Consider the following 23,839-nt stretch of genomic DNA (forward strand, 5'->3'; position numbering starts at 1 on the left):
CCCCCGGACCGGGCTTTGTGTCGGGGTTGCAACACTTGGCGTGCGGGCCGGGGGCCGGTACCGGGCGGACACTCAGGCGAGGCCGGCCTCCCGCATCTGGCGCAGCTCCTTCTTCATCTCGGAGACCTCGTCGCGCAGCCGGGCCGCGATCTCGAACTGCAGCTCCGCGGCGGCGGCACGCATGCGCTCGGTCATCTCCTCGATCTGCTCCGCCAGTTCGGCCGCGGGACGGTCCGTGGGCACCGCCTTGTCCTTGGCCGTCCTGGCGGCCTTTCCGGCCTTCGCGCCCTTGGCCGCCTTGTCGCCGAGCGACGGGACGGGGGCCTTCGCTCCCTTGCCGTCCTTCGTCTTGCGGTACCCGGAGCCGAGGAGCTGTTCCGTGTCGACCTCCTCGCGGGCGATCTGGGCGACGATGTCGTTGATCTTCTTGCGCAGGGGCTGCGGGTCGATGCCGTTCGCCTTGTTGTAGGCGACCTGCTTCTCCCGGCGGCGGTTGGTCTCCTCGATGGCCTTCTCCATCGCCGGGGTGATCTTGTCGGCGTACATGTGGACCTGACCGGAGACGTTGCGCGCCGCGCGGCCGATCGTCTGGATCAGCGAGGTGCCCGAGCGGAGGAAGCCCTCCTTGTCGGCGTCCAGGATCGCCACCAGGGACACCTCGGGCAGGTCGAGGCCCTCACGGAGCAGGTTGATGCCGACCAGGACGTCGTACTCACCGGAGCGCAGTTCGCGCAGCAGCTCGACGCGGCGCAGGGTGTCGACGTCACTGTGCAGGTAACGCACCTGGATGCCGAGTTCCAGGAAGTAGTCGGTGAGGTCCTCGGCCATCTTCTTGGTCAGCGTGGTGACGAGGACCCGCTCGTCCTTCTCGGTGCGCTTGCGGATCTCGTGCACCAGGTCGTCGATCTGGCCCTCGGTGGGCTTGACCACGACCTCCGGGTCGATCAGGCCGGTCGGGCGGATGATCTGCTCCACGAAGCCGTCCGAGCGCGACAGCTCGTAGGGGCCCGGGGTGGCCGACAGGTAGACGGTCTGCCCGATGCGCTCCTGGAACTCCTCCCACTTCAGCGGCCGGTTGTCGAGGGCGGAGGGCAGGCGGAAGCCGTGGTCCACGAGGGTGCGCTTGCGGGAGGCGTCGCCCTCGTACATCGCGCCGATCTGCGGGACGGTGACGTGCGACTCGTCGATGACGAGCAGGAAGTCGTCCGGGAAGTAGTCCAGCAGCGTGTTGGGCGGGGAGCCCGGCGAGCGGCCGTCGAAGTGCATCGAGTAGTTCTCCACGCCGGAGCAGGTGCCGATCTGGCGGAGCATCTCGATGTCGTAGGTGGTGCGCATCCGCAGGCGCTGGGCCTCCAGGAGCTTGCCCTGCTTCTCCAGCTCGGCCAGGCGCTCCCCCAGCTCCTTCTCGATGTCGTTGACGGCCCGCTCCATGCGCTCGGGGCCGGCGACGTAGTGGGAGGCGGGGAAGATGTAGAGCTGCTGGTCGTCGCTGATGATCTCGCCGGTGAGCGGGTGCAGCGTGGACAGTGCCTCGATCTCGTCGCCGAACATCTCGATGCGGACGGCCAGCTCCTCGTAGACCGGGAAGATCTCGATGGTGTCTCCGCGGACCCGGAAGGTGCCGCGGGTGAAGGCCATGTCGTTGCGCGTGTACTGGATGTCGACGAAGCGGCGCAGCAGCTCGTCCCGGTCGATCTCGTCGCCGACCCTGAGGGGGACCATGCGGTCCACGTACTCCTGCGGAGTACCGAGGCCGTAGATGCAGGACACCGAGGCGACCACGACGACGTCGCGGCGGGTGAGCAGCGAGTTGGTGGCCGAGTGGCGCAGGCGCTCGACCTCCTCGTTGATCGAGGAGTCCTTCTCGATGTAGGTGTCCGACTGCGGGACGTACGCCTCGGGCTGGTAGTAGTCGTAGTACGAGACGAAGTACTCGACGGCGTTGTTCGGCAGCAGCTCGCGGAACTCGTTGGCCAGCTGGGCGGCCAGCGTCTTGTTCGGCGCCATCACGAGCGTGGGGCGCTGGAGCTTCTCGATCATCCACGCGGTGGTGGCGGACTTGCCGGTGCCGGTCGCGCCCAGGAGGACGACGTCCTTCTCGCCGGTCTCGATGCGCTTGGCCAGCTCGGCGATGGCCGCCGGCTGGTCGCCGCTGGGCTGGTAGGGGCTGACGACCTCGAAGGGCGCCACCGTGCGTTCGATGTGGGAAACGGGCCGCATGACATCAACCGTACGACCCCGCACTGACAACCAGTTCCGATCAGCGGTTCTGCGGGGTGCGGGAGGCGTGGTGCTCGGTTCGGCGCGCGGGCCGGCGCCCGTCGTGATCGGTGGGGCGGCGTTCGGTGTGGGAGGCGACGGCGGTGGCCGGGACGCCCGGTTTCTGCTCGACGGGCCGCCAGTCGGGGCGGCCCACGACCATCAGTGGGTCGAAGACCACGACGGCGCCCGCGAGGAGTAGGAAGGCGAGCGGGCCGATCAGCATGGGCGCCAGCAGGGATGCGGCGGGCACACCCCCGGCGGCGTGGGAGGGGCCGTCGAGGTGGACGCTCAGGGCGGCCATGCCGGTGTAGTGCATGCCGCTGACCGCGAGCCCCATGACGAGGCTCGCGCCGACGCTCCACAGGAAGCCCCGCACCTGTCCGGCGGCCCACAGGGCGGTGGTGGCGGCCACGACCGCTATGACGACGGAGGCGGCGACGGTGAGCGTGTTGTAGGTGAACCGTCCGTGGAAGCGGACGCCCGCCATACCGAGGTAGTGCATCGAGGCGACGCCCAGACCGGTGATCGTGCCGCCGGTGAACAGGGGGATGCCGGTGGCGCCCTGGTAGCCGACGATGAAGATCCCGACACCGACCATGACGATGGCGAGGCCGAGGCTCGCATAGGTGATCGGCTTGTCGTAGTGGAGCGGTGCCTCCTTGATGCTGAAGCCCATCATGGCGACGAAGTGCATGGTCCAGATGCCGGAGCCGATCGCCGCCGAGCCGAGGGCCAGCCAGGCGGGCCGTCGTGCGTGCGTGACCAGCAGGGATCGTGTGGTGCAGCGCAGGCCGAGGGCGCCACCGAGGCACGCCATCAGGTAGGCCACCAATGGGGTGACGGCCCCGTAGCTGAATCCGTCGACCGTGCCTTGCATCCGCGGCTGCCCTTCCCGCCTTCTTCTGTCCCGGAAAAACCCGAATACGTCCCGTCCCAGGACCGCACGGGCGGTCAGGGGTGTCGCAGAGAGTATGACCCCCACCGGAAGGGTCGAACGATTTTCCGGCAAAGAAACACGGCCTTGCCGCAGTTGTGCGGCACCGGTGTGCGGACTTGGACAACTCCAGTCAATGTGTGGCCGCCGTGCGCCGAGTGGCGTTGACTCGATGCTGTCAGTCTGTTGCTGTCCGTATCCGCTCGATGCGAGGAGTACGCATGCACGCGCGCGTAGTCGCCGCCCCGGTCGCCGCGGCCCTGGGGACGGTGATCGCCCTGCTGAGCCCCACGTCCGATGCCCGGGCGGGCGAGCACGGCATGCCCATGGTGATCGCCCACCGGGGCGCCTCCACCTACGCACCCGAGAACACGCTGGCTGCCGTCGACAAGGCCGCCGAACTGGGCTTCTCCTGGGTCGAGAACGACGTCCAGCGCACCAAGGACGGCGAGCTGGTCGTCCTGCACGACGACACCTTGCAGCGCACCACCGACGTCGAGGAGGTCTTCCCCGATCGGGCGCCGTGGAAGGTTCGGGACTTCACCGCTGCCGAGATCGCCCGACTGGACGCGGGCAGCTGGTTCTCCCCCGCGTACGCGGGCGCGCGTGTGCCGACACTGAAGGAGTACATGCGCCGGATCGAACACAATCACGAGAAACTCCTCCTTGAGATCAAGAATCCGGAGCTGTATCCGGGCATCGAGCAGCAGACGCTGAAGCTCCTCGACAACGAGGGCTGGCTGGACGGCGGGCACCTGGGGCGGCTGATCGTGCAGAGCTTCAGCGCCGACAGCGTGCGGACCGTGCACGAACTGAAGCCGGCGGTCATCACCGGCTACCTCGGTACGCCCACCGTGGCGGAGCTGCACCGGTTCACGCGCTTCACCGACCTGATCAATCCCTCGTACGGGTCCCTCTCCCCGGAGTACGTCGCCTCCGTGCACGCCTTGGACGGACCGCACGGCCGGTCGCTGGAACTCTTCGCCTGGACGGTGGACGACGCGGCCACCGCCCGCGAAGTCGCCGGTTACGGGGTCGACGGGATCATCAGCAACAAGCCGGACGTGGTGCGGGCGGCGCTGGGTTCGGACTGAGCCGGGCGGGCGTTGTCAGTGGTGCGTCGTACGGTAGGCGCATGGACAGCCATGGGCAGGATGAGCAACGGGTCGTGTGGGCCGTCGTCGCGACGGACATCGGCCCGCTGATGCTGGCGGCGACCCGCGACGGCCTGGTCAACGTCGTCTTCCACGCCTCGGACGCGGTGCGCGACCGGGCGCTGGAGCGGCTGGCCGCACGGCTGGGTTCCGAGCCCGTGGAAGATCCGGACTCGCCGCTGCTGGCCGAGGCGATACGCCAGCTGCGGGCGTACTTCGCGGGGCGGCGGCACGACTTCGACCTGCCGCTGGACTGGTCGCTGATCTCCGGTTTCAACCGGCAGGTCCTGCGTGAACTGGCCTCCGGTGTGCCGTACGGCACCGTGGTGGGGTACGGCGATCTGGCGGGCCGGGTCGGCCAGCCCGGCGGGGCGCAGGCGGTCGGCGCGGCGATGGGCGCCAATCCGCTGCCGGTGGTCGTGCCCTGCCACCGGGTGGTGGAGAGCGGTGGCGGCATCGGCGGTTTCGGGGGCGGGCTGGAGACCAAGCGGAAGCTGCTCGCCCTGGAGGGTGTGCTGCCGGAGCCGCTGTTCTGACCGGTCCGGGGTGCGGCTAGTCGTCGTAGTGCCGGGCCTCGAAGATGTTGCCGTCCGGGTCGCGGAAGTAGAAGCTGCGCGTGGCATTGCCGCGGGCCCCGGACAGGCCGTGGTCGATTCCCGACACGGGGACGCCGTGTTCCTCCAGGCGGGCGCGCAGGGCGTCGAAGGCCTCAGCCGGCAGCGACAGGCAGACATGGTTGACGGGGTGGCCCGCACTGTCGGCGGAACCGGGCAGCATCCTCATCTGATCGGCGAAGCTGTGCGGGGCGAGGTCGAGGATGGTGTCCTCGTTGACGCGTACGGAGGGGAAGGCCACCTCGCCCTCCGCGAACTCGGCGACCCTGACCGGCGCCAGGCCGACGGCCGTCTCGTAGAAGGCTGCCGCGGCGACCGGGTCGGCCACCCACAGGACGACGTGGTCGAGGCGCGTGGTGTTGTTCCTCATGGGCACCAGGCTGGTGGCCTCCACGACGGGTCACAAGCGTTTATCCGGGGCCGGCGCCCGCCAGAGACTAGGAAGGACCGACGGACGGGAGGCGGGCACGTGGTGCTGGTGGTGTCGGAAGAAGTCCGGGAGGCGATCGACGCGCGGCGGCCGGTGGTGGCTCTGGAGTCCACGATCATCGCGCACGGCCTGCCTCGTCCGCGCAACATGCAGGTGGCGCTGGAGCTGGAGGAAGCGGTGCGGCGGGAGGGTGCCGTGCCGGCGACCATCGCCCTGCTCGACGGGCGGCCCCGGGTCGGCCTGGACAAGGACCAGCTGGAGCGGGTCGCGAACGAGGACGGCATCCGCAAGCTGGGCCATCGTGACCTGCCGCTCGCCGTGGCGGCGGGGGCGAGCGGGGCGACCACCGTGTCGGCGACGGCGCAGCTGGCCTCCCTCGCGGGGGTACGGGTGTTCGCCACCGGTGGGCTGGGCGGGGTGCACCGGGAGTGGACCGTGACCCAGGACGAGTCGGCCGACCTGGGGCTGCTGGCGCGGACCAGGATCACGGTGGTGTGCGCGGGCGTGAAGTCGATCCTGGACGTACCGGCGACACTGCAACGGCTGGAGACGCTGGGCGTGGCCGTCGCCGGGTACGGCACGGACCGGTTCCCCGGCTTCTATCTGTCGGACTCGGGGCATCCGGTCGACTGGACGCTGGACACCCCGGAGCAAGTCGCCGCCGTCATGCGCGCCCAGGACGCGCTGGACGCGCCGGAGTCGGCGCTGATCGTCGCCCAACCCGTCCCGGAGGCGGAACAGCTCGATCCCGAGTTGCACGCGCGTGTGCTCGCCGACGCGCTGCGCGCCTGCGCGGAGCAGGGTGTCACCGGGCAGGCGGTGACCCCGTTCCTGCTTGACTACCTGGTCCGGCACACGGAGGGTGCCTCGCTGAGCGCCAACCTGGCGGCGGTGCGCGGCAACGTCCGGCTCGCGGCGCGGATCGCCACGGCGTGGGCCAGGGAGTGACCGCGGGCCGCAGCGGCGCGCTGTTGGTCGTCGGCGACGTGGTCACGGACGTCGTCGCCCGGCATCGGGGGCCGCTCGCGGCCGGCACCGACACGGCCGCCGTGATCCGGAGGCTGCCGGGCGGCGCGGGCGCCAATGTGGCCTGCTGGGCCGCCCACACGGGCTGCGCGGACGTACGGCTGCTGGGGCGGGTGGGCGCCGACACCGCCGCGTGGCACGAGCGCGAGCTGGTCGCGGCCGGGGTGCGGCCCCGGCTCGTGGTGGACCGGGAGGCGGCGACCGGGACCGTGATCTGCCTCGTCGACACGGGTGCGGCGGCCGAGCGGACGTTCCTGACGGACAGCGGGGCATCCCTGCGGCTCGGCCCCGCAGACTGGTCGGACGCGCTGCTCGACGGGGTGGCCCGGTTGCATCTGTCGGGCTATCTGCTGTTCACGGAGTCGAGCCGGGCGCTCGCGGAAATCGCGCTCGCGGCGGCACGCGCGCGGGGTGTGCCGGTCAGCCTGGACCCTGCCTCGGCCGGCTTCCTGGTCGAGCTGGGGGTGGACCGCTTCCTGGCGTTCGCGGAGGCGCTGGACGTGCTGCTGCCCAGCCGGGACGAGGCATGTCTGCTGACGGGGCTGCCGGATCCGGCCGACGCGGCGGCGAAGCTGAGCCGTCTCGTGCCGCTGGTGGTGGCCAAGGCGGGTGCGGACGGGGCGCTCGTGGCCCGTTCCGGCGCCGCGCCGGCCCGGGTTCCGGCCGTGCCGGCGGAGCCCCGGGACACCACGGGCGCGGGTGACGCCTTCACCGGCGCGTTCCTGGCCGCCCTGCTCGCGGGCGTGGCCCCGGAGGAAGCGGCGGCACGGGCTTGCCGGACGGGTGCGGAGGCGGTAGGACGGGTGGGCGGCAGACCACCGCTTCCGGGTGACGGGGGTTAGGCGGACGGGGACATGCCGGCCGCGTCCGCCAGGTGTCGTGCGGCTTGCGAACGGTGAGCCGCGTCCGCCAGGTGTCGTGCGGCTTGCGAACGGTGGGTCGCCTCCGCCAGGTGTCGTGGGGCTTGCGAACGGTGGCCGGTCACGCCCTTTGCCAGACGTCGGGACGCTGCCGGCGGCGACTCCGGCAGGCGCGTGGAGCCACCGGACACGGACACGGTCCGGTAGGCCCGTGGAGCCGCCGGACGCTGAGACGGTCCGGCCGCCCCGAGTGCCCCGCTGCCGCCGGCTACCCCTTGCGTCCCCACGCCGAGATCATCGGCGCGGTGGTCAGGTCCATCGTGCCGGTCTCCACGTTGGCCAGGTGCTGGTCGATCTCCGCGTCGGTGGCCAGGCCGGCGGCGACGAGCCGGGCACGGATCTGACGGACCGTCGCGGTCTCCAGGGCGGTGCAGGCGGGCGAGGCCACGGGGAAGTAGGCGTCGGCCTCCACGTCGTGCACTCCGGCCTCGCGGAGCAGGCGCGGGAGTTTGCGGCCGTAGGACAGGTCGGCACCGCGATCGGCGAGCAGCTCGCGGAACCCTTGGCGCAGCCGGTTGGCGAGCCGCTGCTCGGGGCCGTACTCGTCGGGGCAGGTCAGGGGCTGGAGGGCGGGGTCGGCGTCCTCGATCAGCAGGCGTCCGCCGGGCCGCAGGGATTTGATCATGTTCCGCAGCGCCCGTTCCCGGTCGGGTACGTGCACGAGGACGAGCCGGGCGTGGACCAGGTCGAAGCCCTCCCCCGGCGGCTCTTCGGCGCCCACGTCGTGGACGCGGATCTCCACCGGCGGGCGGGCCGCGGCGGTGAGCCGGGAGGTGTCGATGTCGGTGGCGACGACCTGACCGGTCGGCCCCACCTTCTCGGCGAGCCAGGACACCACGGAGGGGCCGCCGGCCCCCACTTCCCAGCAGCGCCAGCCGGGGCCGATGCCGAGTCCTTCGAGGTGCCGGAAGGTCGTGGGATCGAAGAGGGCGGTGAAGGCGTCGAAGCGTTCGCCCGCCTCGTTCTGCCGGTTGTCCAGGAGGTATCCGTCGGAGCGCGCCATGCTCCGATCATCCCAGTCAGCCGGCCCGTCCGGCTCGGTCGCCCTCTTGTCCACAGGCGGGAACAAAGCGGAACTCCCTGTTCCCACAGGCTTGCCCGGACTTCGCCGAGGACTGGCAGACTTGCCGGGCAAGGCGCGAAAGCGTCAGGCGAGGAGATCCACACGAGGAGATCCAGATGTCCATGGCAGGGAATCTGCGGAAGGTCACGGGGCTGGGCAGGGTCGGCGGCCTGCGCAAGGTGGCGCGGTTGGCCCGGCGCCGGCCGCGCGTGGACCTGAGCCATCCCGCCAGGTCGCCGCTGGGCTCGTCGGTGGTGAAGTGCGTGACGTATCAGGACGGCGTGCGCGTGCCCGGGTGCGCCGACCTGGTGGACGCCGTACGGCTGGTGCGCAAGACCGGCGAGGGCTTCGTCTGGCTCGGGTTGCACGAGCCGACGGACCGTGAGTTCACCGGCATCGCCGAGCTGTTCGACCTGCATCCGCTGGCGGTGGAGGACGCGGTCGAGGCACACCAGCGGCCGAAGCTGGAGCGCTACGGGGACACGCTCTTCGCTGTGTTCAAGACCGTCTGTTACGTCGAGCACGAGCAGCTGACGGCGACCAGCGAGGTGGTGGACACCGGCGAGATCATGGTGTTCGTCGGCGAGGACTTCGTGATCACGGTGCGGCACGGCCGGCACGGCTCGTTGGGGCCGTTGCGCGAGGAGTTGGAGGCGGACCCGCACCAGCTGGCCAAGGGGCCGGCGGCGGTGCTGCACGCGATCGCCGACCATGTGGTCGACGACTATCTCAGCGTCACGGACGCGGTGCAGGCCGACATCGACCAGGTCGAGACGGACGTGTTCTCGGAGAACGGCGCGCGTCTGGACGCGGGCCGCATCTACCAGATGAAGCGTGAACTGCTGGAGCTGAAGCGGGCGGTGGTGCCTTTGGGCCGCCCGGTGGAGGAGCTGGCGACCCGGCCGATACGGGTCGTCGCGCCGGAGATACAGACCTACTTCCGGGATGTCCTCGACCACTTGATCCGGGCCAAGGAACAGATCGCCGCGTTCGACGAGCTGCTCAACTCCATCCTCCAGGCGCATCTCGCGCAGGTGACGGTGGCGCAGAACGAGGACATGCGGAAGATCACGGCCTGGGCTGCGGTGGTCGCCGTGCCGACGATGGTGTGCGGGGTGTACGGCATGAACTTCGAGCACATGCCGGAGCTGCACTGGCGGTTCGGCTACCCCCTGATCATGGCCGTGACGGCGGGGGCGTGTCTGGCGGTGTACCGGGGCTTCCGGCGCAACGGCTGGCTCTGAACGGCGGGGTCGCGGGGACGGGGGGCGCAGGGCCGGGCTGCGAGACCGGGCTGCGAGACCGGGCTGCGAGGTGCCGGTTCCCGATGGCCACGTGGGAACCCCGGTCGGGCCCGGTCAGGGCGAGAAGGTACGGGAGCCGCTTGTCCTCGTCCGGCAGATCTCGGCGGCGCCCCGGATCACGGCCGAGTGACAGGGGTGCGCCAGGTCGAAGACGGAGAGGCTGATACCGCGGATCGCGGCGGAGGTTGCGCACCTTCTGACGGCGGTCGACGGACGAGAAGAACACGCTGTCGCCCGCGCGTTTGATCAGACGACGGAGTTTTGCGGGACGCCGTCGGGGGTGAGGGCGGCTCACCGGACGGGTCTGCGGGCGGCGCCTCCGGTTCAGCCGCTCCAGGCGGGATGGCGCGGGTCGTCGGCTCGTACCAGGACGTCCGCCGTCCCGGCCGGGTCGGTCTCGGCCTCGTAGCGCTCGAAGGCGGGGAGGGTCCAGTGGTCGGCCTCGGGTGTACGGCGGTGGAAGGCACCCGGGGAGAGGAGGAGGTGCACGGTCAGATCGAAGGGGAACCAGTGACGCAGCAGGAGGGGGCCGTGGAGCAACAGGATCCCGCCGGGCGGGAGTTGGACGTAGGGGCTGCGGGTGGCCCGGTCCGTGGCCGGGTCCCACAGGTCGGGCAGGACCCGCCCGCTGCCTCCGGGGTCGAGCGGCCCGAAGACCTCCCTCCACAGGGCGCCCGTGTCGAACCATCCGTTGTAGTACGACTCCGCGTCCCGCCGCCCGTGCTCCAGGCGGAGCGAGGCGGGGCGCAGGAAGCCTTCGGTGCCGATCACGAGAGAGGGCCGGCCGCGCACCCGCAGTGCCTCACCGACACGCGCGGCGAGGTCTCCCGGGCGGGCGGCCGGGGCCCCGTCGAAGCCGACGCGCTGCCAGGCCGTGCCGTCGGCCGGCTCCGCACCGGCCAGCCGGTCGGCGAGCCGCTCGGCCAGCCGCTCCCAGGTGATCGCTTCGAGTCGCACAGGCCCATGATGCCGGGTGGCGGACAAGGGCGGCGCGAGTGCCGGCGGCGTCAGGCGGGCTGTCCGGCCGCGCGGCGGGCCGCGAGCAGGGCGGGGAGGTGGGTTTCGCTCCAGGCGCGGGCGGCGTCGAGAAGGGGGATCAGGGTACGGCCGAGGGGGGTGAGGGCGTACTCGACGCGGGGCGGGTTCTCGTCGTACGCGGTACGGGTCACCAGGCCGTCGCGCTCCATGGCGCGCAGGGTCTCGCTGGGGACCTTGGGTGTGACGGCCTTGAGCGGGACCCGTAGTTCACCGAAGCGGCGTGGCCCGCCCTGGAGACAGCGGATCACCATGCCGGACCACTTGTCGCCGACCCGGAAGGGCATGGCGGACGACGGGCAGAGGGGGTGGAACATGTCGGGATCGAGAGGTGCGGAACGGTCGTGGGCCGTCGCGTCGGCCATCCGTCGAGGGTAGCGCCGATTCCGTTGCGGTAACCGGGGGTCCGGTCCCTGACGTCCTGGTCCGATCGCGGGCGACCGCGCAGGACTGGGAGGTTGGGATGAGCGGGATCGTGGTCTTCGGTGCCGGGGGCCTGGCCGGACGGGCGGTGACGGCCGAGGCGCGTGCGCGTGAGTACGCGGTGACGGCCGTGGTGCGGGATCCGGCGGGGTATCCGGATCTCGGAGCGGAGGGTGTCACGGTCGTACGGGGCGATGTCACCGATCCCCGGTCGGTCGCCGGGACCGCTGCCGGCCACACCGGGGCCGTGCACGCCGTCTCGCCGTTCAGCGGGCCGGAGCAGGGGCTCGACACGCTCGACCACGGGTTCTTCGTGAAGGCGGCGGACGCTCTGCTCGACGGACTCGCCGTGGCCGGTGTGGGCCGGCTCGTCGCGGTGGGTCTGGGGGTGAACCTGCTCGGCGCGGACGGGCGGCCGGTGATGGACGACCCGGGCGCGTTCCCGCCGGAGATCCGGCCGTTCGCGCTGGCGCACACGGCCGGCCTGCACCGGCTGCGGGAGCGCGGGGACGGCCCCGTCGACTGGGTGATGCTGACGCCCGCCGAGCACCTGGAGCACGGCGGTACCCGGACGGGGCGGTACCGCATCGGCGGGGAGCGGCTGCCCGGCGACGGACCTGAGCCATGGCTGTCGTACGCGGATCTCGCGGTGGCGGTGGTCGACGAGATCGAGCGCCCGGTGCGGCACCGTACGCGGGTGTCGGTGTTCAACTCCCAGCATGAGTAGGGGTAGTTGAGGCGGACGGGAGAAGAGGGAGGAGAACGTACGGGGAAATACGGGCGGTGACACGGGAGGAGGGACGGAGCAGGGAACTGGCGGACGGGAAACGGCGTAGGCGGGCGTGGGAGGCGTGGGCGGTGACGGGGAAAGTACCGCGTATGGCGCTTCCCGCGACTCCCCACTCCCCCGGTCGGCTTGTCGTCATCCAGCCGCTGAAGCGCAAGCGGTGTGCCGGTTGCCGGCGCGGTCCGCTGTCGCTGCTGGTGCTGGAGGACGGGGCGCCACGCTGCCTGGACTGCGCCGACCTCGGCCACCTGGTGTTCCTGCCGCGCGGCGACACGGCCCTGACCCGCAGGTCGCGGGAGGAGAGCACGCTGTCGGTGGTGGTCGTGCGGTTCAACCGGCGCAAGAGCCGCTACGAACGCCAGGGCGTGCTCGTGGAGGAGGCCGCGCTGGCCCGGGCCGAGACCCGCTGTCTGGCGGACGCGGAGGCCCGGCGCCGGCGGCGGGCGCGGGAAGCGCGGCGCCGGGCGGCGGAGGACGAACGGTTCGCGGCGGCGTTCGCGGCCGAGATCCTTCGGCTGTTCCCCGGTTGCCCGGCCGAGCGGGCCCGCGCCATCGCGGCCCACGCGTCGATGCGGGGCAGTGGGCGGGTGGGTCGCAGCGCGGCCGGGCGGGCGCTGACCGAAGGGGCGGTGATTTCGGCGGTCGTGGCGGGCGTACGGCATGGGGACACGGCGTACGACCAGCTCTTGATGAGCGGGGTACCACGGTATGAGGCGCGGCGCCGGATCGCGGGGACCGTGCAGAGCGTGCTGCGGGCGTGGCAGGGCGTTGAGGAGGAGGGTGTGGGTTGAGGAATGGGATGGGGGTGCATGTGGACGGGTGGCCGGCCGGGGCGTGCGCGAGCGAGGGCTCGGGGCGTCCGCAGGAGCAGGCGCGACCGCGGGCCTCGGCTGGGGCCGGCACCACTCGCCTCGCCGGCGGGGTTCCTCGCCAGAGGGTGTGCCCCCGAGAGGGGGTACCCCCAAGCGCCCACCCATGCGGCCCCGGGGCACGCTGCCCGCGACTGCGGGCCGTGGCCGCCCGCGGCTCCGCGGGGTCGACAGCCGCCGCTCGATCGGCGCCGCCCCAGCGGCATGGTTGCCGGTTGCCGCAGCTGCGGCGGGGCGTGGGAGCGGTGCGAGCAGCCAGGACGTGGCCGCAGGTACATGGGTGCGGTGGTGCGTGAAGGTGTTGTCAGTGCCGGGCGGCGGTCCGGGTGGGACGGATTGGGGGTGTGGGGATGATCGGCGGGCCGTTCTTCGTGCTGGTCGTGCTGGGCATTCTCGGGACCGGCCTGGTGGCCGGTGTCTTCTGCGGGTTCTCGACCTTCGTGATGCGGGGGCTCGCGGCGCTGCCGCCCGCGCAGGGCGTGGCGGCGATGAACGCGATCAACGTCGCGGCGGTACGGCCGGCCTTCACGACGGTGTTCGCCGGATCGGCGGCGTTGAGCGCGCTGATCGCGGTGGTGACGTTCGTGGTGTGGCCGGAGGAGGGGAAGGTGGAGCTGCTGCTGGGCAGCACGCTGTACCTGGTCGGCTCGTTCGGGCTGACGATCGTGGCGAACGTGCCTCGCAACGAGCGGCTGGCCCGGCTCACGCCGGGGGCGCCGGAGGCCGCGGTGTACTGGCCGGCATATGTGCGCGAGTGGACGTTCTGGAACCACGTCCGGACGGTCGCCTCCGCCGCGGCGGCCTTGGTCTACATACTGGCCCTCGCCTGAGCCGCCCCCCGACGGCGCGGCCCCGGGAGAAAGCGCTGTCCGCCACTCTGCGCGGGCGTCGGCGGAGACGTATCGTGGCCGGAAGAGCGCCGCCCGATGACGCACGGCCCTTCGTACACCCGGTGCCTCCGGTGCCCGTACGCGAGGAAGACGCCATGGCCGATCCCAAGGGGTTCATGACCACGCCGCGCCAGGAGTGGCCGCGGCGGCCCGTCGAGCAGCGGGTGCGGGACTGGGACGAGGTGTACGTCCCGGGCGCGCTGCTGCCCATCATCAGCAAGCAGGCCGACCGCTGCATGGACTGCGGCATCCCGTTCTGCCACCAGGCCTGCCCGCTGGGCAATCTCATCCCCGAGTGGAACGACCTGGTCGCGCGGGAGGACTGGCGGTCGGCGAGCGACCGGCTGCACGCCACGAACAACTTCCCGGAGTTCACCGGGCGGCTGTGTCCGGCGCCGTGCGAGGCGGGGTGCGTGCTGGCGATCAACCAGCCGGCCGTGACCATCAAGAACGTCGAGTGCGCGATCGCCGACCGGGCGTGGGAGGAGGGCTTCACACCGCCCCGGCCGCCCGAGCGGCTGTCCGGGAAGACGGTCGCCGTCATCGGCTCCGGGCCCACCGGCCTGGCCGCGGCGCAGCAGCTGACCCGGGCGGGACACACGGTGGCGGTGTACGAGAAGGACGACCGGATCGGCGGGCTGATGCGGTACGGCATCCCCGAGTTCAAGATGGAGAAGCGGCATCTGGAGCGGCGGATCGAGCAGATGCGGGCCGAGGGGACGAAGTTCCGTACGTCGACGGTGGTCGGCCGGGACGTCCCGGCGGCCGAGCTGCGGTCCCGGTACGACGCGGTGGTGATCGCCACGGGCGCGACGGCGTGGCGGGAACTTCCCGTGCCGGGCCGTGCGTTGAACGGGATACACCAGGCGATGGAATACCTGCCGCTGGCCAATCGGGTGTGTGAGGGGGATCTGGAGGCATCGCCGGTGTCGGCCGCGGGCAAGCACGTCGTGATCGTCGGCGGTGGGGACACCGGGGCGGACTGCCTGGGTACCGCGGTGCGCGAGGGGGCCGCGTCCGTGACCCAGCTGGACATCTACGCACAGCCGGGTGCGGAGCGCGACGAGGACGCCGAGCCATGGCCGACGTACCCGAAGGTCTACCGGCTGTCGGCCGCGCACGAGGAGGCGCGGGAGCTGCGTACGGCACCGGCGGCGAACGCGGACGCGCGACTGTTCGCGGCGTCCACGCTCCGCTTCACGGGAGACGAGAGGGGGAATGTGCGGTCACTGCATCTGGTGGAGGTGGACGAACAGCGGCTTGCGGTGCCGGGGACCGGGCGGACGCTCCCCGCCGACCTGGTGCTGCTCGCCCTCGGGTTCTCCGGGCCGGACCAGAAGGACGGTCTGATCGAGCAGTTGGGGCTGGCGTTGCAGCCGCGTGGCACGATCGCCCGGGACGACGGTTTCGCGACCAACGCCCCAGGGGTGTTCGCCGCGGGGGACGCGGCGCGCGGGCAGTCGCTCATCGTGTGGGCGATAGCGGAGGGGCGGGCGGTCGCGGCGGCCGTGGACCACTATCTGACGGGGAGTTCCCGGCTCCCGGCCCCGATCCGGCCCACGGACCGGCCGATGGTGGTCTGATACACGGTCAGGGAGGCAGACGGCAACGGGTGCGGCCGGGGAGCGGTGGCGCCCGTCCTCAGCCGGCGGCGCGTTCGTCCGTGCCCGCGACCTTTCCGGTGGCCAGGGCCACGCGGTTCCACGTGTTGATCGTGAGGATCAGGGAGAGGACGTGGGCCAGTTGCTGGTCGTCGAAGTGGGCGGCGGCCTCGGCGTAGACGGTGTCGGGGACACCGCCGTCGGCGACCAGGGTCACCGCTTCTGTCAGGGCGAGGGCGGCCTGTTCCTTCGGGGTGAAGAAGTGCCGGGCCTCGCGCCAGACGGCGACCATGTGGAGGCGGTCCTCGTCCTCGCCGGCCTTGCGGGCGTCGTTGGTGTGCATGTGCAGGCAGTAGGCGCAGTGGTTGAGATGGGAGGCGCGGATCTGGATCAGTTCGACCAGGGCTGGGTCGAGACCCTGGCGGGCGGCGGCGTCCAGGGCGACGATCGCGCGGAACACCTTCGGGGCGGCCTTCGCGAAGTCCAGGCGGGTGCGGGCGGCCTCGGCCGTGGCGATGCCGCCCGGGAGGTCGACGGTGGAGGTGGTGGCGGCGGTCGCGGTGGTCGTGTTCATCGTCATGGCTTCAACCTAAGGGCCGGAAAGACCGACTGTAGGGTGCATTTCCATGACGGAATCGTGGGTCAATTCCGCGGAGCGGATCGGTGCGGACCTGCACCTGGAGCTGTCGGGACCGGGGGGCCGGCGGGCGGCGCTGACCAGGGCACTGCGCGAGGCCGTGCGCGGCGGACGGCTGGCGCCGGGCACCCGGTTGCCGCCGTACCGGTCGCTCGCCGCGGACCTGGGGGTGGCCCGCAACACGGTGGCCGACGCGTACGCCGAGCTGGTCGCGGAGGGCTGGCTGACCGCCCGGCAGGGTTCCGGGACGCGGGTGGCGGAGCGGGCAGAGCCGCTGCGTGACACCGTACGAACGCCCGTCGAGGCACCTTCGCGCGCGCGGGGGCCGGGGCACGACCTGCGGCAGGGGGCGCCGGACGCGTCGGCCTTTCCGCGCGCGGCGTGGGCGGCCTCGTACCGCCGGGCGCTCCAGGCGGCGCCGAACGAGGCGTTCGGGCCGGGCGATCCCGCCGGGCGCCGCGAGCTGCGCGAGATCCTGACGGAGTATCTGGCCCGCGCGCGTGGGGTGCGGACCGAGCCGGACCGGATCGTGATCTGCTCCGGTTTCGCGCACGCGCTGCGGCTCCTCTTCGGCCGGGGCGTCCGGGACGGACCGGGTGCGGGCGGGGTGCTGCGTGGTCCGCTCGGCGTGGAGGCGTACGGGCTGGGGTTCCACCGGGAACTGCTCGCGGCGGCCGGCGTGCGCACCGTACCGCTGCCGCTGGACGAGCACGGGGCGCGGGTGGACGCGCTCGGGCGCGAGCGGGCGGTGCTGCTGACGCCCGCGCACCAGTTCCCGACCGGCGGCCCGCTGCACCCGGAGCGCCGGGCGGCGGTGATCGGCTGGGCACGCGCGCGGGGGGCGGTGGTGCTGGAGGACGACTACGACGGCGAGTTCCGGTACGACCGCCGGCCCGTCGGGGCGCTCCAGGGGCTCGATCCCGAGCGGGTGATCCACATCGGGTCGGTCAGCAAGAGCCTGTCGCCGGCGCTGCGGCTGGGCTGGATGGTCCTGCCGCAGCGGTATGTGGCGCCGGTGCTGGCGGCGAAGGGCGAGCGGGAGGGGTGGGCGAGCGTGCCGGACCAGCTCGCCCTCGCGGACTTCGTCGCCTGTGGGTCGTACGACCGTCATGTGCGGCGTATGCGGCAGCGGTACCGGCGGAGGCGGGACCGGCTCCTCGCCGCGCTCGCCGCGCAGGCGCCGCACATCGAGGTGGCGGGGATCGCGGCCGGGCTGCACGCGGTGCTGCGGCTGCCGCCCGGCACGGAGCGGTCGACGGTGCGGGCCGCCGTGTGGCGGGGTGTCGCCCTCGACGGTCTCGCCGCGTTCCGGCATCCGCGGAGTCCGACGGATGCCGGCGACGGCCTGGTGGTGGGTTACGCGGCCCCGGCCGAACACGCCTACGGGTCCGCGCTGGAGGCACTGTGCGGGGTGCTGCCGCCGGGGTGAGGCCGGGATCGCCCGGGAAAGCCAGGGCGGGGCAAGGATCGCCCCGGGAAACCGGGATGAGGCAGGGATCGCCCGGGATAAGCCAGGGCGGGGCAAGGATCGCCCCGGGAGGCCGGGGCGGGGCAGGAATTGCCCGGGGAAGCCGGGGCGGGGATCCCGGCCTATGGCTTGCGTGCCACCGCCCCGTACCCCGGGATGACGCCGTCGTCCTGGCCCGGGACCGGTTCGCCCAGGTCGGGGTGCCACTTGTGGACGATCTCGACGCCGGGGTCGACCAGGTCGAGGCCCGTGAAGAAGCGGGCGAACTCCTCGCGGGAACGCAGGGCGAGGGTGACGCCGGCGGCCTTCAGTTTCTCGACGGCCGCCGCCGACTCCTCGGGCGTGAAGTCGGCCGTGGCGTGGGTCATCATCAGGTAGCTGCCGGACGGCAGGGCGGACAGCAGCCGGGAGACGAGGGCGTGCGCGCCGTCCTCGTCGGGGATGAAGTGGAGCAGGGCGACCAGGGAGAGGGCGACCGGCCGGTCCAGGTCCAGGATGCGCCGGGCGCCCTCGATGATCGCGTCCGGGTCGCGGACATCGGCCTGAAGGTACTCGGTGACGCCCTCCGGGGTGCTGCGCAGCAGGGCCGACGCGTGGGCCAGCACGATCGGGTCGTTGTCGCAGTAGACGACCCGGGCGTCGGGCGCGATCCGCTGGGCGACCTGGTGCAGGTTCGGCTCGGTGGGTATGCCGGTGCCGATGTCCAGGAACTGCCGTACGCCCTGCTGGGCCAGCCAGCGCGTGGCGCGGTGCATGAACGCGCGGTTGACGCGGGCCATCACCGGCACCCGGGGGTCGAGGGCCAGCATCTGCCGGCCCAGCGCCTCGTCGACGGGGTAGTTGTCCCTGCCGCCGAGATACCAGTCGTACATCCGGGCGGGATGCGGTTTGTTGGTGTCGATCTCGATGGCCGTCGGGTTCTGCCCTGTCATGCGGAACTCCGTAAGCGTGGGACGCGATGGCTGATCAAATCGTGGTCACAGTAAGGGAGTTGACCGATAAACAACACACGTCGGCGTCAGGACAGCAGGAAATCGGCCTCCCCCGCCTTGGCACCCTCTATGAACGCGGTCATCTCGGCCGTGGTGTAGATCAGGGCCGGCCCGTCCGGGTCGGTCGACTGGCGCACGGCGATCCGTCCGTCGGCCAGCTTCATGGCCTCCAGGCAGTTGCCGCCGTTGCCGCCGCTCCAGGGCTTGTGCCACCCCTCGCTGCCCAACTCCCGCGCGGGCATGCCGTTGTAGACGTGTCCGCGCGGCTTGATGCGATCCATTCACAGCTCCTTGCGGAGATCCCGGAGGATCTCCTTCGTGCGTTGTGCCGTGGCGGCCTGCGCCGCCATGCGGTCCATGACCTCCAGGTGGGTCGCCACCTCGGTGCGCGCGTCGAGGTAGACGGCGCCGGTCAGGTACTCGCTGTAGACCATGTCCGGCAGTTCTGACATGGCAAATCGGAACAGCACGAAGGGCCCGTACGTCCCCGGGTGCGGCCCGTTGGCGAACGGGGCGACCTGGAGCGTCACATGGGGCAGCTTCGTGGCGTCGAGCAACTTGTCGATCTGCGCACGCATCACCTCCGGGTCGCCGACCGGGCGGCGCAGGGCGGTCTCGTCCATCACCACCCAGAAGCGGGGGGCGTCGGGACGGGTGAGAAGTTGCTGGCGTTGCATGCGCAGCGCGACGTGCCGCTCGATGTCCTCCGGGCTCGTCTGGCCGACGGCACCGGATTTCAGCACCCCGCGCGCGTAGTCCTCGGTTTGCAGCAGGCCGGGGACGAAGTGCGGTTCGTAGGAGCGGATGAGGCTGGCCGCGCCCTCCAGGCTGACGTACATCGAGAACCAGCCCGGCAGGATGTCATGGAACCGCTGCCACCAGCCGGGCCTGTTCGCCTCCTCGGCCAACTGGACGAAGAGCTCGGCCTCGTCGTCGGGGACGCCGTAGGCCCTCAGCAGCAGTTGGAGGTACGGGATCTTGAGGGAGACCTCGGCCATCTCCATGCGGCGGACGGTGGCGGGGGCGACACGGAGGACGCGGGCGGCCTCCTCGCGCTTCAGTCCGGCGCGTTCCCGCAGGTCCAGCAGGCGCCGGCCGAGGACCACCTGGCCCACCGTCGGCGCGGACCGCGGTTCGCTCACGCTCCCACCTCCACCGAAAGTTCACTACAGCCCTGCGGCGCCGTTCGAAGATTCATTCGAAGACCGGGCCGGACCTCCGACGACTCCAATTGGCGCCGCGCGACGTGCTGTTGCGAGCAGTCTGCCACGAGCCCTGACCGAGTCACACAGCACTCTGCAATTTTCAGAGTGACTCTTGCCAAGTGTCCATAGCAGAGCGATAGTGGCAGGCGTGATTCCGTCCGCGCCTTTAGGAACAGACGCCGCCGCAGACCGTTCCGGTCTCGGCGCCGATGGGGGTTCCCCCGCGCGAGCCGGTTCGAACGTGGGGGAGGCGGCGACCTCCCAGGGGGGCACTGCCGAGCGCAGGTTCCGCTTCGAGCTGGCCGCACATCCCGGTTCCGTCGCCCGGGCCAGACGCCTGACGCACGCTCGGCTGTCCGGCTGGGCGGTGTGCGCGGACACCTGCGACAGCGCCGCCCTGGTCATATCCGAGCTGGTCACGAACGCGATCGTGCACACCGCGAGCGGCCGGGTCGTGTGCGAGCTGCACGAGCACGACGACATGGTGCGCATAGCCGTACGTGACGAGGGCTGTGCTCCTGGCGAACCCCACCCGTCCCCGCAGCGACCTGACGAGGAGCACGGGAGGGGGTTGCTTCTCGTCGACGCGCTGTGCCGGGCCTGGGGTGCCCAGGAGCACGGCTCGGGGCTGCTGGTCTGGGCCGAGCTGGCCCGCCAGGACGACGCCGTCGCCCCGGACGCCCCCGCCCCGGACGCCGCCGAGCCGCGCGACGACCTGGGCTGGGGCGCCCGCCCCAAGCCGGGCCGCCCGGACGACTCCGACGACGGCCGGCCGGCCGAGGCGAGTGGGCGGGTGGCGCCGGAGGAGGAGCGGGGTACGTCACCGGGGCAGCAGCACCGGAACGCCCTGCCGGAGGGACACCGGGACGCGTCCTTTGGGCAGCACGGGGACGCGGCCTCGGAACACCGCCGGGACGCCCTACCGGAGCAGCAACGGCGGACTCCTCGGCTGGACGGGCCTGGGAGGGCCGGACAGCTCGGGCCTGAGACGCGGGGGCCTGAGACGCATGGGTCTGAGACGCGGGGGCAAGTCGGGTCCGAGACGCGTGGGCAGTCCGGGCCGGATGCGCCCGGGTCGCACGGGCGGGGGGAGCCGGGGCGTCACCGGAACCTCCCCGCCGGGCAACCGCTGCGCCGGCTGCCCGAGCAGCACGGGTATGGGGCGGCGGAGCAACAGCCGCACGACGGGGCTCCGAAGCAGCACCCGCACGCCGGGCTTCCGGAACAGCACTCGCGCACTGAGGCTCCGAAGCAGCACTCGCGCACTGAGGCTCCGGAACAGCACCCGCACGACACACCGGCGCCCCGCCTTCACGGGGAGCGGCCGTGACCGGCGGGCGGCCCGGTGGCAGCAAGGAGCACGCCATCGGTCTGGACACGCTGGTACGACTGCAACGCCGGCGCCCGGCCCCTGATCCGGGCCGCCGTCTGTCCCTGCCGGACGGCATGACGGCCCCGCTCGGCTGCGACGCCGTCGCCGTGCCCGACCGCCTCGGCCCGCTCGTCGTACCCCGGCTGCCACGGCTGGGATGCGTGTACGCCGACGGCTCCCACTGGTGGTGGATCGTTCCGTCGGACTCCGACTACGCCCTGCCCTGGCCGTCCCCGGCCCACTACGCCGTCGGTGCCCTGGCCACCGGCCCCGCCCGGCTCATCCATCGCCCGGACGGCACGGTTCCGTACACCCCGCCGATCCCGCTGTACCTGGCCCTGTGCCGGGTGACGGGAACGGCTCCGGACTGGTCCCGGGCGGTCTCGGCGTAACCGTTGCCGCCCGGGCGCCGGCCGTCGCCGCCGTCCCGGCGCGCGTGCCGTCCGGCGCCACCGCCGCTGCCCCAGCCCGAACCACCGCCCTCACCGCCCAGGCCCCCGGTCCCCCAGTCCCCCAGCCCCCGTCAGGCCCCCACAGGCCACCCAGCGTCCGCCCACCGCGCAGCTCACGCGGATCGTGCTCCCTCCGCGCCCCTCGTACGTCTGCTCGCGCCCTGCCGAGCCGGTGTCCCGGCCGGAATAGTGGCCGTTCCGTCGGGGTCCGGGAGGTCACGGTGAGGAAGAAGCGGGCGGCGGCCGAGCCGGTGGTGTCGGCGTCGGAGCGGCTGCTGTTCGGCGGACCGCTGCGGTACGACATGGGCTGGAACCAGCACGCGGACGCCTTCCTCGCGCTGACCTTCCGGGCGATGCTGACCCGGCTGCCCGGCATGCTGTCGTCCAGTCTCCGGCTGGCCCGGCAGGCGGACGCGCGGGCCGCGCGGGTGGTGCTCGCCGCCGAGGCGGGCCGGGGCGTGGCCCAGGCGGTGAGCCTGCTGGCCGTGAACAACGCGCTCGGCAAGCTGCTCACCGGCCCCGACATCGAGCAACGGCTGCGCGCGGCCACCCCCGCCCTCGTGGTGATGGCCGTCGTGACCCTGGTCGCCGCGTTGCTGCGGGCCGCCTCCGTCTACGCCACCGGACGGCTGGAACCCAAGGTGGAGCGGGTGGCGACCGAGCTGTACCTGGAGCGGGCGGCGAACGTCGAGCTGGCCGCGATCGAGGACCACGCCTTCCACAAACTGCTGGACACGGCCCAGTACGGCGCCCGGTCCGCCCGGCACATGATCGGCTACAGCACCCGGGTGATCAACGCGATGATCTCGCTGGTCGCCGCGGCGGGCGTGCTCACCGTGCTGCATCCGGCGCTGCTGCCCCTGCTGGTCACCATGACCCTGCCCAGCGCCTGGAGCGCGCTGACCAACGCCCGGCGCCGCTACGAGTCCTTCCACACCTGGGTGCAGCACGCGCGGGCCGGTCAGCTGATCAGCGGCCTGCTCACCGAGCCGACCGCCGCCCCGGAGATCCGGGTGCACGGTGTGGGCCCGTTCCTGCTGCGCCACTTCCGGTCCATGTCGGAGACCGCGGAGGCGGAGCAGGCACGGCTGTCCCGGCTGGCCGCGCGGACCGGTCTGATCGCCGCGGCCTGGACGGGCCTGGCGACCCTCGCCACGTACGCGACGCTGGGCGCGCTGCTGCTCGCCGGCGCGATGGCCCTGGCGGTGGCCGGTACGGCGGTGATCGCGATCCGCACGGGTGCGGCGAGCCTGGACACGCTGGTGCTGGAGATCAACCAGCTGCACGAGGAGGCTCTGTTCGTGGGCGATCTCCAGCGGCTGTACGCCGCGGCGGCCGAGCGGGCCATCCCGGCGGGCGGCGAGCCGCTGCCGGAGGACCCCCGGGAGATCCGCTTCGAGAACGTCACCTTCAGTTACCCGCACGACGAGCCCCCGGCCGAACCCGAACAGCACCCGGCCGGTGACCACGCAGCCGCTGCGTCTGCGACCGTCCCCCACCCGACCGGAGAGGCCGGGCCTCGAGAACACCCAACCGGGGAACACGCGACCCGAGAACACCCAACCGGAGGACACGCGCTCCGAGAACACCCGACCGGAGAACACGCGACCCCGGCAAACCCGACCGGAGAACACCCGCCCGGCAGGCCCCCGAGCGGCACCACCCCCCGCCCCGCCCTCGACAACGTCACCCTCACTCTCCCCCTCGGCCGGATCATCGCGCTCGTCGGTGAGAACGGCTCGGGCAAGACCACGCTGGTCAAGCTGCTCGCGGGGCTGTACACGCCGGACCGGGGCCGGATCCTGTGGGACGGCGTCGACGCGGCGCGTGCCGACCGGCGGCTGCTCGCCGAGCGCATCGCGATGGTGGCCCAGGACTTCAAGCGCTGGCCGTTCACCGCCCGGGTCAACGTGGCCGTCGGCCGTTCCACCGCGCCGATGACCGAGGAACGGCTGGCCACGTCGATCGCCGAGGCGGGCGCCGAGGACGTGGTCGCGGACCTGCCGCGCGGCCTGGACACCCTGCTGGCCCGGAACTTCAGCGGCGGACACGAGCTGTCCGGCGGCCAGTGGCAGCGGCTCGGCATCGCCCGGGCGGCCTATCGGCGTGGGAGCATCCTGATCGTGGACGAGCCGACGGCGGCGCTGGACGCGCGGGCCGAGCTGGAGGTGTTCGAGAAGATCCGGGCGCTGGCCGGCGGCGGGCAGACGGTCGTCCTGATCACCCACCGGCTGGCCTCGGTCCGGCATGCCGACCTGGTGCACGTGCTGGAGCAGGGGCGCCTAGTGGAGTCCGGCACCCCGGAGGAACTGCTGTCCAGGGGCGGTGTCTACGCGGAGCTGTACTCCCTCCAGGCGCAGCAGTTCACGGCGCGCGTGGCGGCCCCCAAGCCGGCCTGAGT

General features: G+C 72.2%; 22 protein-coding genes and 1 pseudogene. 13 read left to right on the forward strand and 10 right to left on the reverse strand.

Going from position 1 to position 23,839, the window contains the following annotated elements:
* Positions 1 to 72: 72 nt before the first annotated feature.
* Both uvrB and IE273_RS14205 read right to left on the reverse strand, forming a co-directional pair.
* Complete coding sequence (uvrB, locus tag IE273_RS14200) at positions 73 to 2,220, reverse strand: excinuclease ABC subunit UvrB (protein WP_189815524.1); 2,148 nt, start codon at positions 2,218 to 2,220, stop codon at positions 73 to 75.
* Positions 2,221 to 2,260: 40 nt separating this feature from the next.
* Positions 2,261 to 3,139: an MHYT domain-containing protein gene (locus tag IE273_RS14205; protein WP_189815525.1), complete on the reverse strand. Its 879-nt coding sequence runs from the start codon at positions 3,137 to 3,139 to the stop codon at positions 2,261 to 2,263.
* Positions 3,140 to 3,417: 278 nt separating this feature from the next.
* On the opposite strand from IE273_RS14205, the gene IE273_RS14210 reads away from it, so the two are divergent.
* Positions 3,418 to 4,290 (forward strand): glycerophosphodiester phosphodiesterase, encoded by an 873-nt coding sequence (locus IE273_RS14210; RefSeq protein ID WP_189815526.1) that lies wholly within the window; start codon positions 3,418 to 3,420, stop codon positions 4,288 to 4,290.
* Positions 4,291 to 4,331: 41 nt separating this feature from the next.
* Positions 4,332 to 4,886, forward strand: coding sequence for a methylated-DNA--[protein]-cysteine S-methyltransferase (locus tag IE273_RS14215; protein ID WP_189815527.1), 555 nt, complete (start codon positions 4,332 to 4,334; stop codon positions 4,884 to 4,886).
* A gap of 16 nt (positions 4,887 to 4,902) precedes the next feature.
* Here the strand turns inward: IE273_RS14215 and IE273_RS14220 are convergent, their stop codons facing one another.
* The gene (locus IE273_RS14220; RefSeq protein WP_189815528.1) at positions 4,903 to 5,334 is read right to left on the reverse strand and encodes a VOC family protein; all 432 of its coding nucleotides are present in this window, start codon (positions 5,332 to 5,334) and stop codon (positions 4,903 to 4,905) included.
* A gap of 99 nt (positions 5,335 to 5,433) precedes the next feature.
* Here IE273_RS14220 and IE273_RS14225 point away from each other — a divergent pair, with 99 nt between their 5' ends.
* Together IE273_RS14225 and IE273_RS14230 are read left to right on the forward strand one after the other, a co-directional pair.
* Positions 5,434 to 6,342: a pseudouridine-5'-phosphate glycosidase gene (locus IE273_RS14225; protein WP_189815529.1), complete on the forward strand. Its 909-nt coding sequence runs from the start codon at positions 5,434 to 5,436 to the stop codon at positions 6,340 to 6,342.
* Positions 6,327 to 7,262, forward strand: coding sequence for a carbohydrate kinase family protein (locus IE273_RS14230; protein WP_229887228.1), 936 nt, complete (start codon positions 6,327 to 6,329; stop codon positions 7,260 to 7,262). The genes IE273_RS14225 and IE273_RS14230 overlap by 16 nt, the downstream gene beginning before the upstream one ends.
* 286 nt (positions 7,263 to 7,548) lie before the next feature.
* Here IE273_RS14230 and IE273_RS14235 read toward each other — a convergent pair whose 3' ends face one another.
* Entirely contained in the window at positions 7,549 to 8,343 is a 795-nt protein-coding gene (locus IE273_RS14235) for a methyltransferase (protein WP_189815530.1), read from the reverse strand.
* A gap of 176 nt (positions 8,344 to 8,519) precedes the next feature.
* Here IE273_RS14235 and IE273_RS14240 point away from each other — a divergent pair, with 176 nt between their 5' ends.
* Positions 8,520 to 9,647, forward strand: a complete 1,128-nt coding sequence (locus IE273_RS14240; RefSeq protein WP_189815531.1) for a magnesium and cobalt transport protein CorA — start codon at positions 8,520 to 8,522, stop codon at positions 9,645 to 9,647.
* A 384-nt stretch (positions 9,648 to 10,031) separates the two neighbouring features.
* On the opposite strand, the gene IE273_RS14245 is transcribed toward IE273_RS14240, so the two are convergent.
* A complete protein-coding gene (locus tag IE273_RS14245; RefSeq protein ID WP_189815532.1) occupies positions 10,032 to 10,664 on the reverse strand; it encodes a nucleoside/nucleotide kinase family protein in 633 nt (210 codons plus the stop codon).
* Positions 10,665 to 10,714: 50 nt separating this feature from the next.
* Positions 10,715 to 11,107, reverse strand: coding sequence for a winged helix-turn-helix transcriptional regulator (locus IE273_RS14250; RefSeq protein ID WP_229887229.1), 393 nt, complete (start codon positions 11,105 to 11,107; stop codon positions 10,715 to 10,717).
* Positions 11,108 to 11,205: 98 nt separating this feature from the next.
* Between IE273_RS14250 and IE273_RS14255 the strand changes: the two genes are divergently transcribed.
* The 4 genes from IE273_RS14255 to IE273_RS14270 all read left to right on the forward strand — a co-directional run bounded on the left by IE273_RS14255 (position 11,206) and on the right by IE273_RS14270 (position 15,294).
* The gene (locus IE273_RS14255; protein WP_189815533.1) at positions 11,206 to 11,892 is read left to right on the forward strand and encodes an NAD(P)-dependent oxidoreductase; all 687 of its coding nucleotides are present in this window, start codon (positions 11,206 to 11,208) and stop codon (positions 11,890 to 11,892) included.
* Positions 11,893 to 12,044: 152 nt separating this feature from the next.
* Complete coding sequence (locus IE273_RS14260; RefSeq protein WP_189815534.1) at positions 12,045 to 12,743, forward strand: DUF2293 domain-containing protein; 699 nt, start codon at positions 12,045 to 12,047, stop codon at positions 12,741 to 12,743.
* Positions 12,744 to 13,171: 428 nt separating this feature from the next.
* Positions 13,172 to 13,651: an anthrone oxygenase family protein gene (locus IE273_RS14265; protein ID WP_189815535.1), complete on the forward strand. Its 480-nt coding sequence runs from the start codon at positions 13,172 to 13,174 to the stop codon at positions 13,649 to 13,651.
* Positions 13,652 to 13,806: 155 nt separating this feature from the next.
* The gene (locus IE273_RS14270) at positions 13,807 to 15,294 is read left to right on the forward strand and encodes a glutamate synthase subunit beta (RefSeq protein ID WP_189815536.1); all 1,488 of its coding nucleotides are present in this window, start codon (positions 13,807 to 13,809) and stop codon (positions 15,292 to 15,294) included.
* 58 nt (positions 15,295 to 15,352) lie between these two features.
* Here the strand turns inward: IE273_RS14270 and IE273_RS14275 are convergent, their stop codons facing one another.
* Positions 15,353 to 15,892, reverse strand: coding sequence for a carboxymuconolactone decarboxylase family protein (locus IE273_RS14275; RefSeq protein ID WP_189815537.1), 540 nt, complete (start codon positions 15,890 to 15,892; stop codon positions 15,353 to 15,355).
* Between the two features lie 46 nt (positions 15,893 to 15,938).
* Between IE273_RS14275 and pdxR the strand changes: the two genes are divergently transcribed.
* Entirely contained in the window at positions 15,939 to 17,378 is a 1,440-nt protein-coding gene (gene pdxR / locus IE273_RS14280) for a MocR-like pyridoxine biosynthesis transcription factor PdxR (RefSeq protein WP_189815538.1), read from the forward strand.
* A gap of 161 nt (positions 17,379 to 17,539) precedes the next feature.
* On the opposite strand, the gene IE273_RS14285 is transcribed toward pdxR, so the two are convergent.
* The 3 genes from IE273_RS14285 to IE273_RS14295 all read right to left on the reverse strand — a co-directional run bounded on the left by IE273_RS14285 (position 17,540) and on the right by IE273_RS14295 (position 19,551).
* Positions 17,540 to 18,349: an SAM-dependent methyltransferase gene (locus IE273_RS14285; RefSeq protein WP_189815539.1), complete on the reverse strand. Its 810-nt coding sequence runs from the start codon at positions 18,347 to 18,349 to the stop codon at positions 17,540 to 17,542.
* A gap of 86 nt (positions 18,350 to 18,435) precedes the next feature.
* The gene (locus tag IE273_RS14290) at positions 18,436 to 18,690 is read right to left on the reverse strand and encodes a DUF397 domain-containing protein (protein WP_171157330.1); all 255 of its coding nucleotides are present in this window, start codon (positions 18,688 to 18,690) and stop codon (positions 18,436 to 18,438) included.
* Complete coding sequence (locus IE273_RS14295) at positions 18,691 to 19,551, reverse strand: Sco1979 family transcriptional regulator (protein ID WP_189815540.1); 861 nt, start codon at positions 19,549 to 19,551, stop codon at positions 18,691 to 18,693. It abuts the gene before it with no gap.
* A 202-nt stretch (positions 19,552 to 19,753) separates the two neighbouring features.
* Here IE273_RS14295 and IE273_RS14300 point away from each other — a divergent pair.
* The 3 genes and pseudogenes from IE273_RS14300 to IE273_RS14310 all read left to right on the forward strand — a co-directional run.
* A pseudogene (locus IE273_RS14300) lies at positions 19,754 to 20,428 on the forward strand (ATP-binding protein); the annotation flags it as partial.
* 512 nt (positions 20,429 to 20,940) lie between these two features.
* Positions 20,941 to 21,378: a hypothetical protein gene (locus tag IE273_RS14305; protein WP_189815541.1), complete on the forward strand. Its 438-nt coding sequence runs from the start codon at positions 20,941 to 20,943 to the stop codon at positions 21,376 to 21,378.
* Positions 21,379 to 21,659: 281 nt separating this feature from the next.
* Positions 21,660 to 23,837, forward strand: coding sequence for an ABC transporter ATP-binding protein (locus IE273_RS14310; protein WP_189815542.1), 2,178 nt, complete (start codon positions 21,660 to 21,662; stop codon positions 23,835 to 23,837).
* Positions 23,838 to 23,839: the final 2 nt, after the last annotated feature.

Source organism: Streptomyces olivaceoviridis, assembly GCF_014650115.1.
Classification (GTDB): Bacteria; Actinomycetota; Actinomycetes; order Streptomycetales; family Streptomycetaceae; genus Streptomyces; species Streptomyces olivaceoviridis.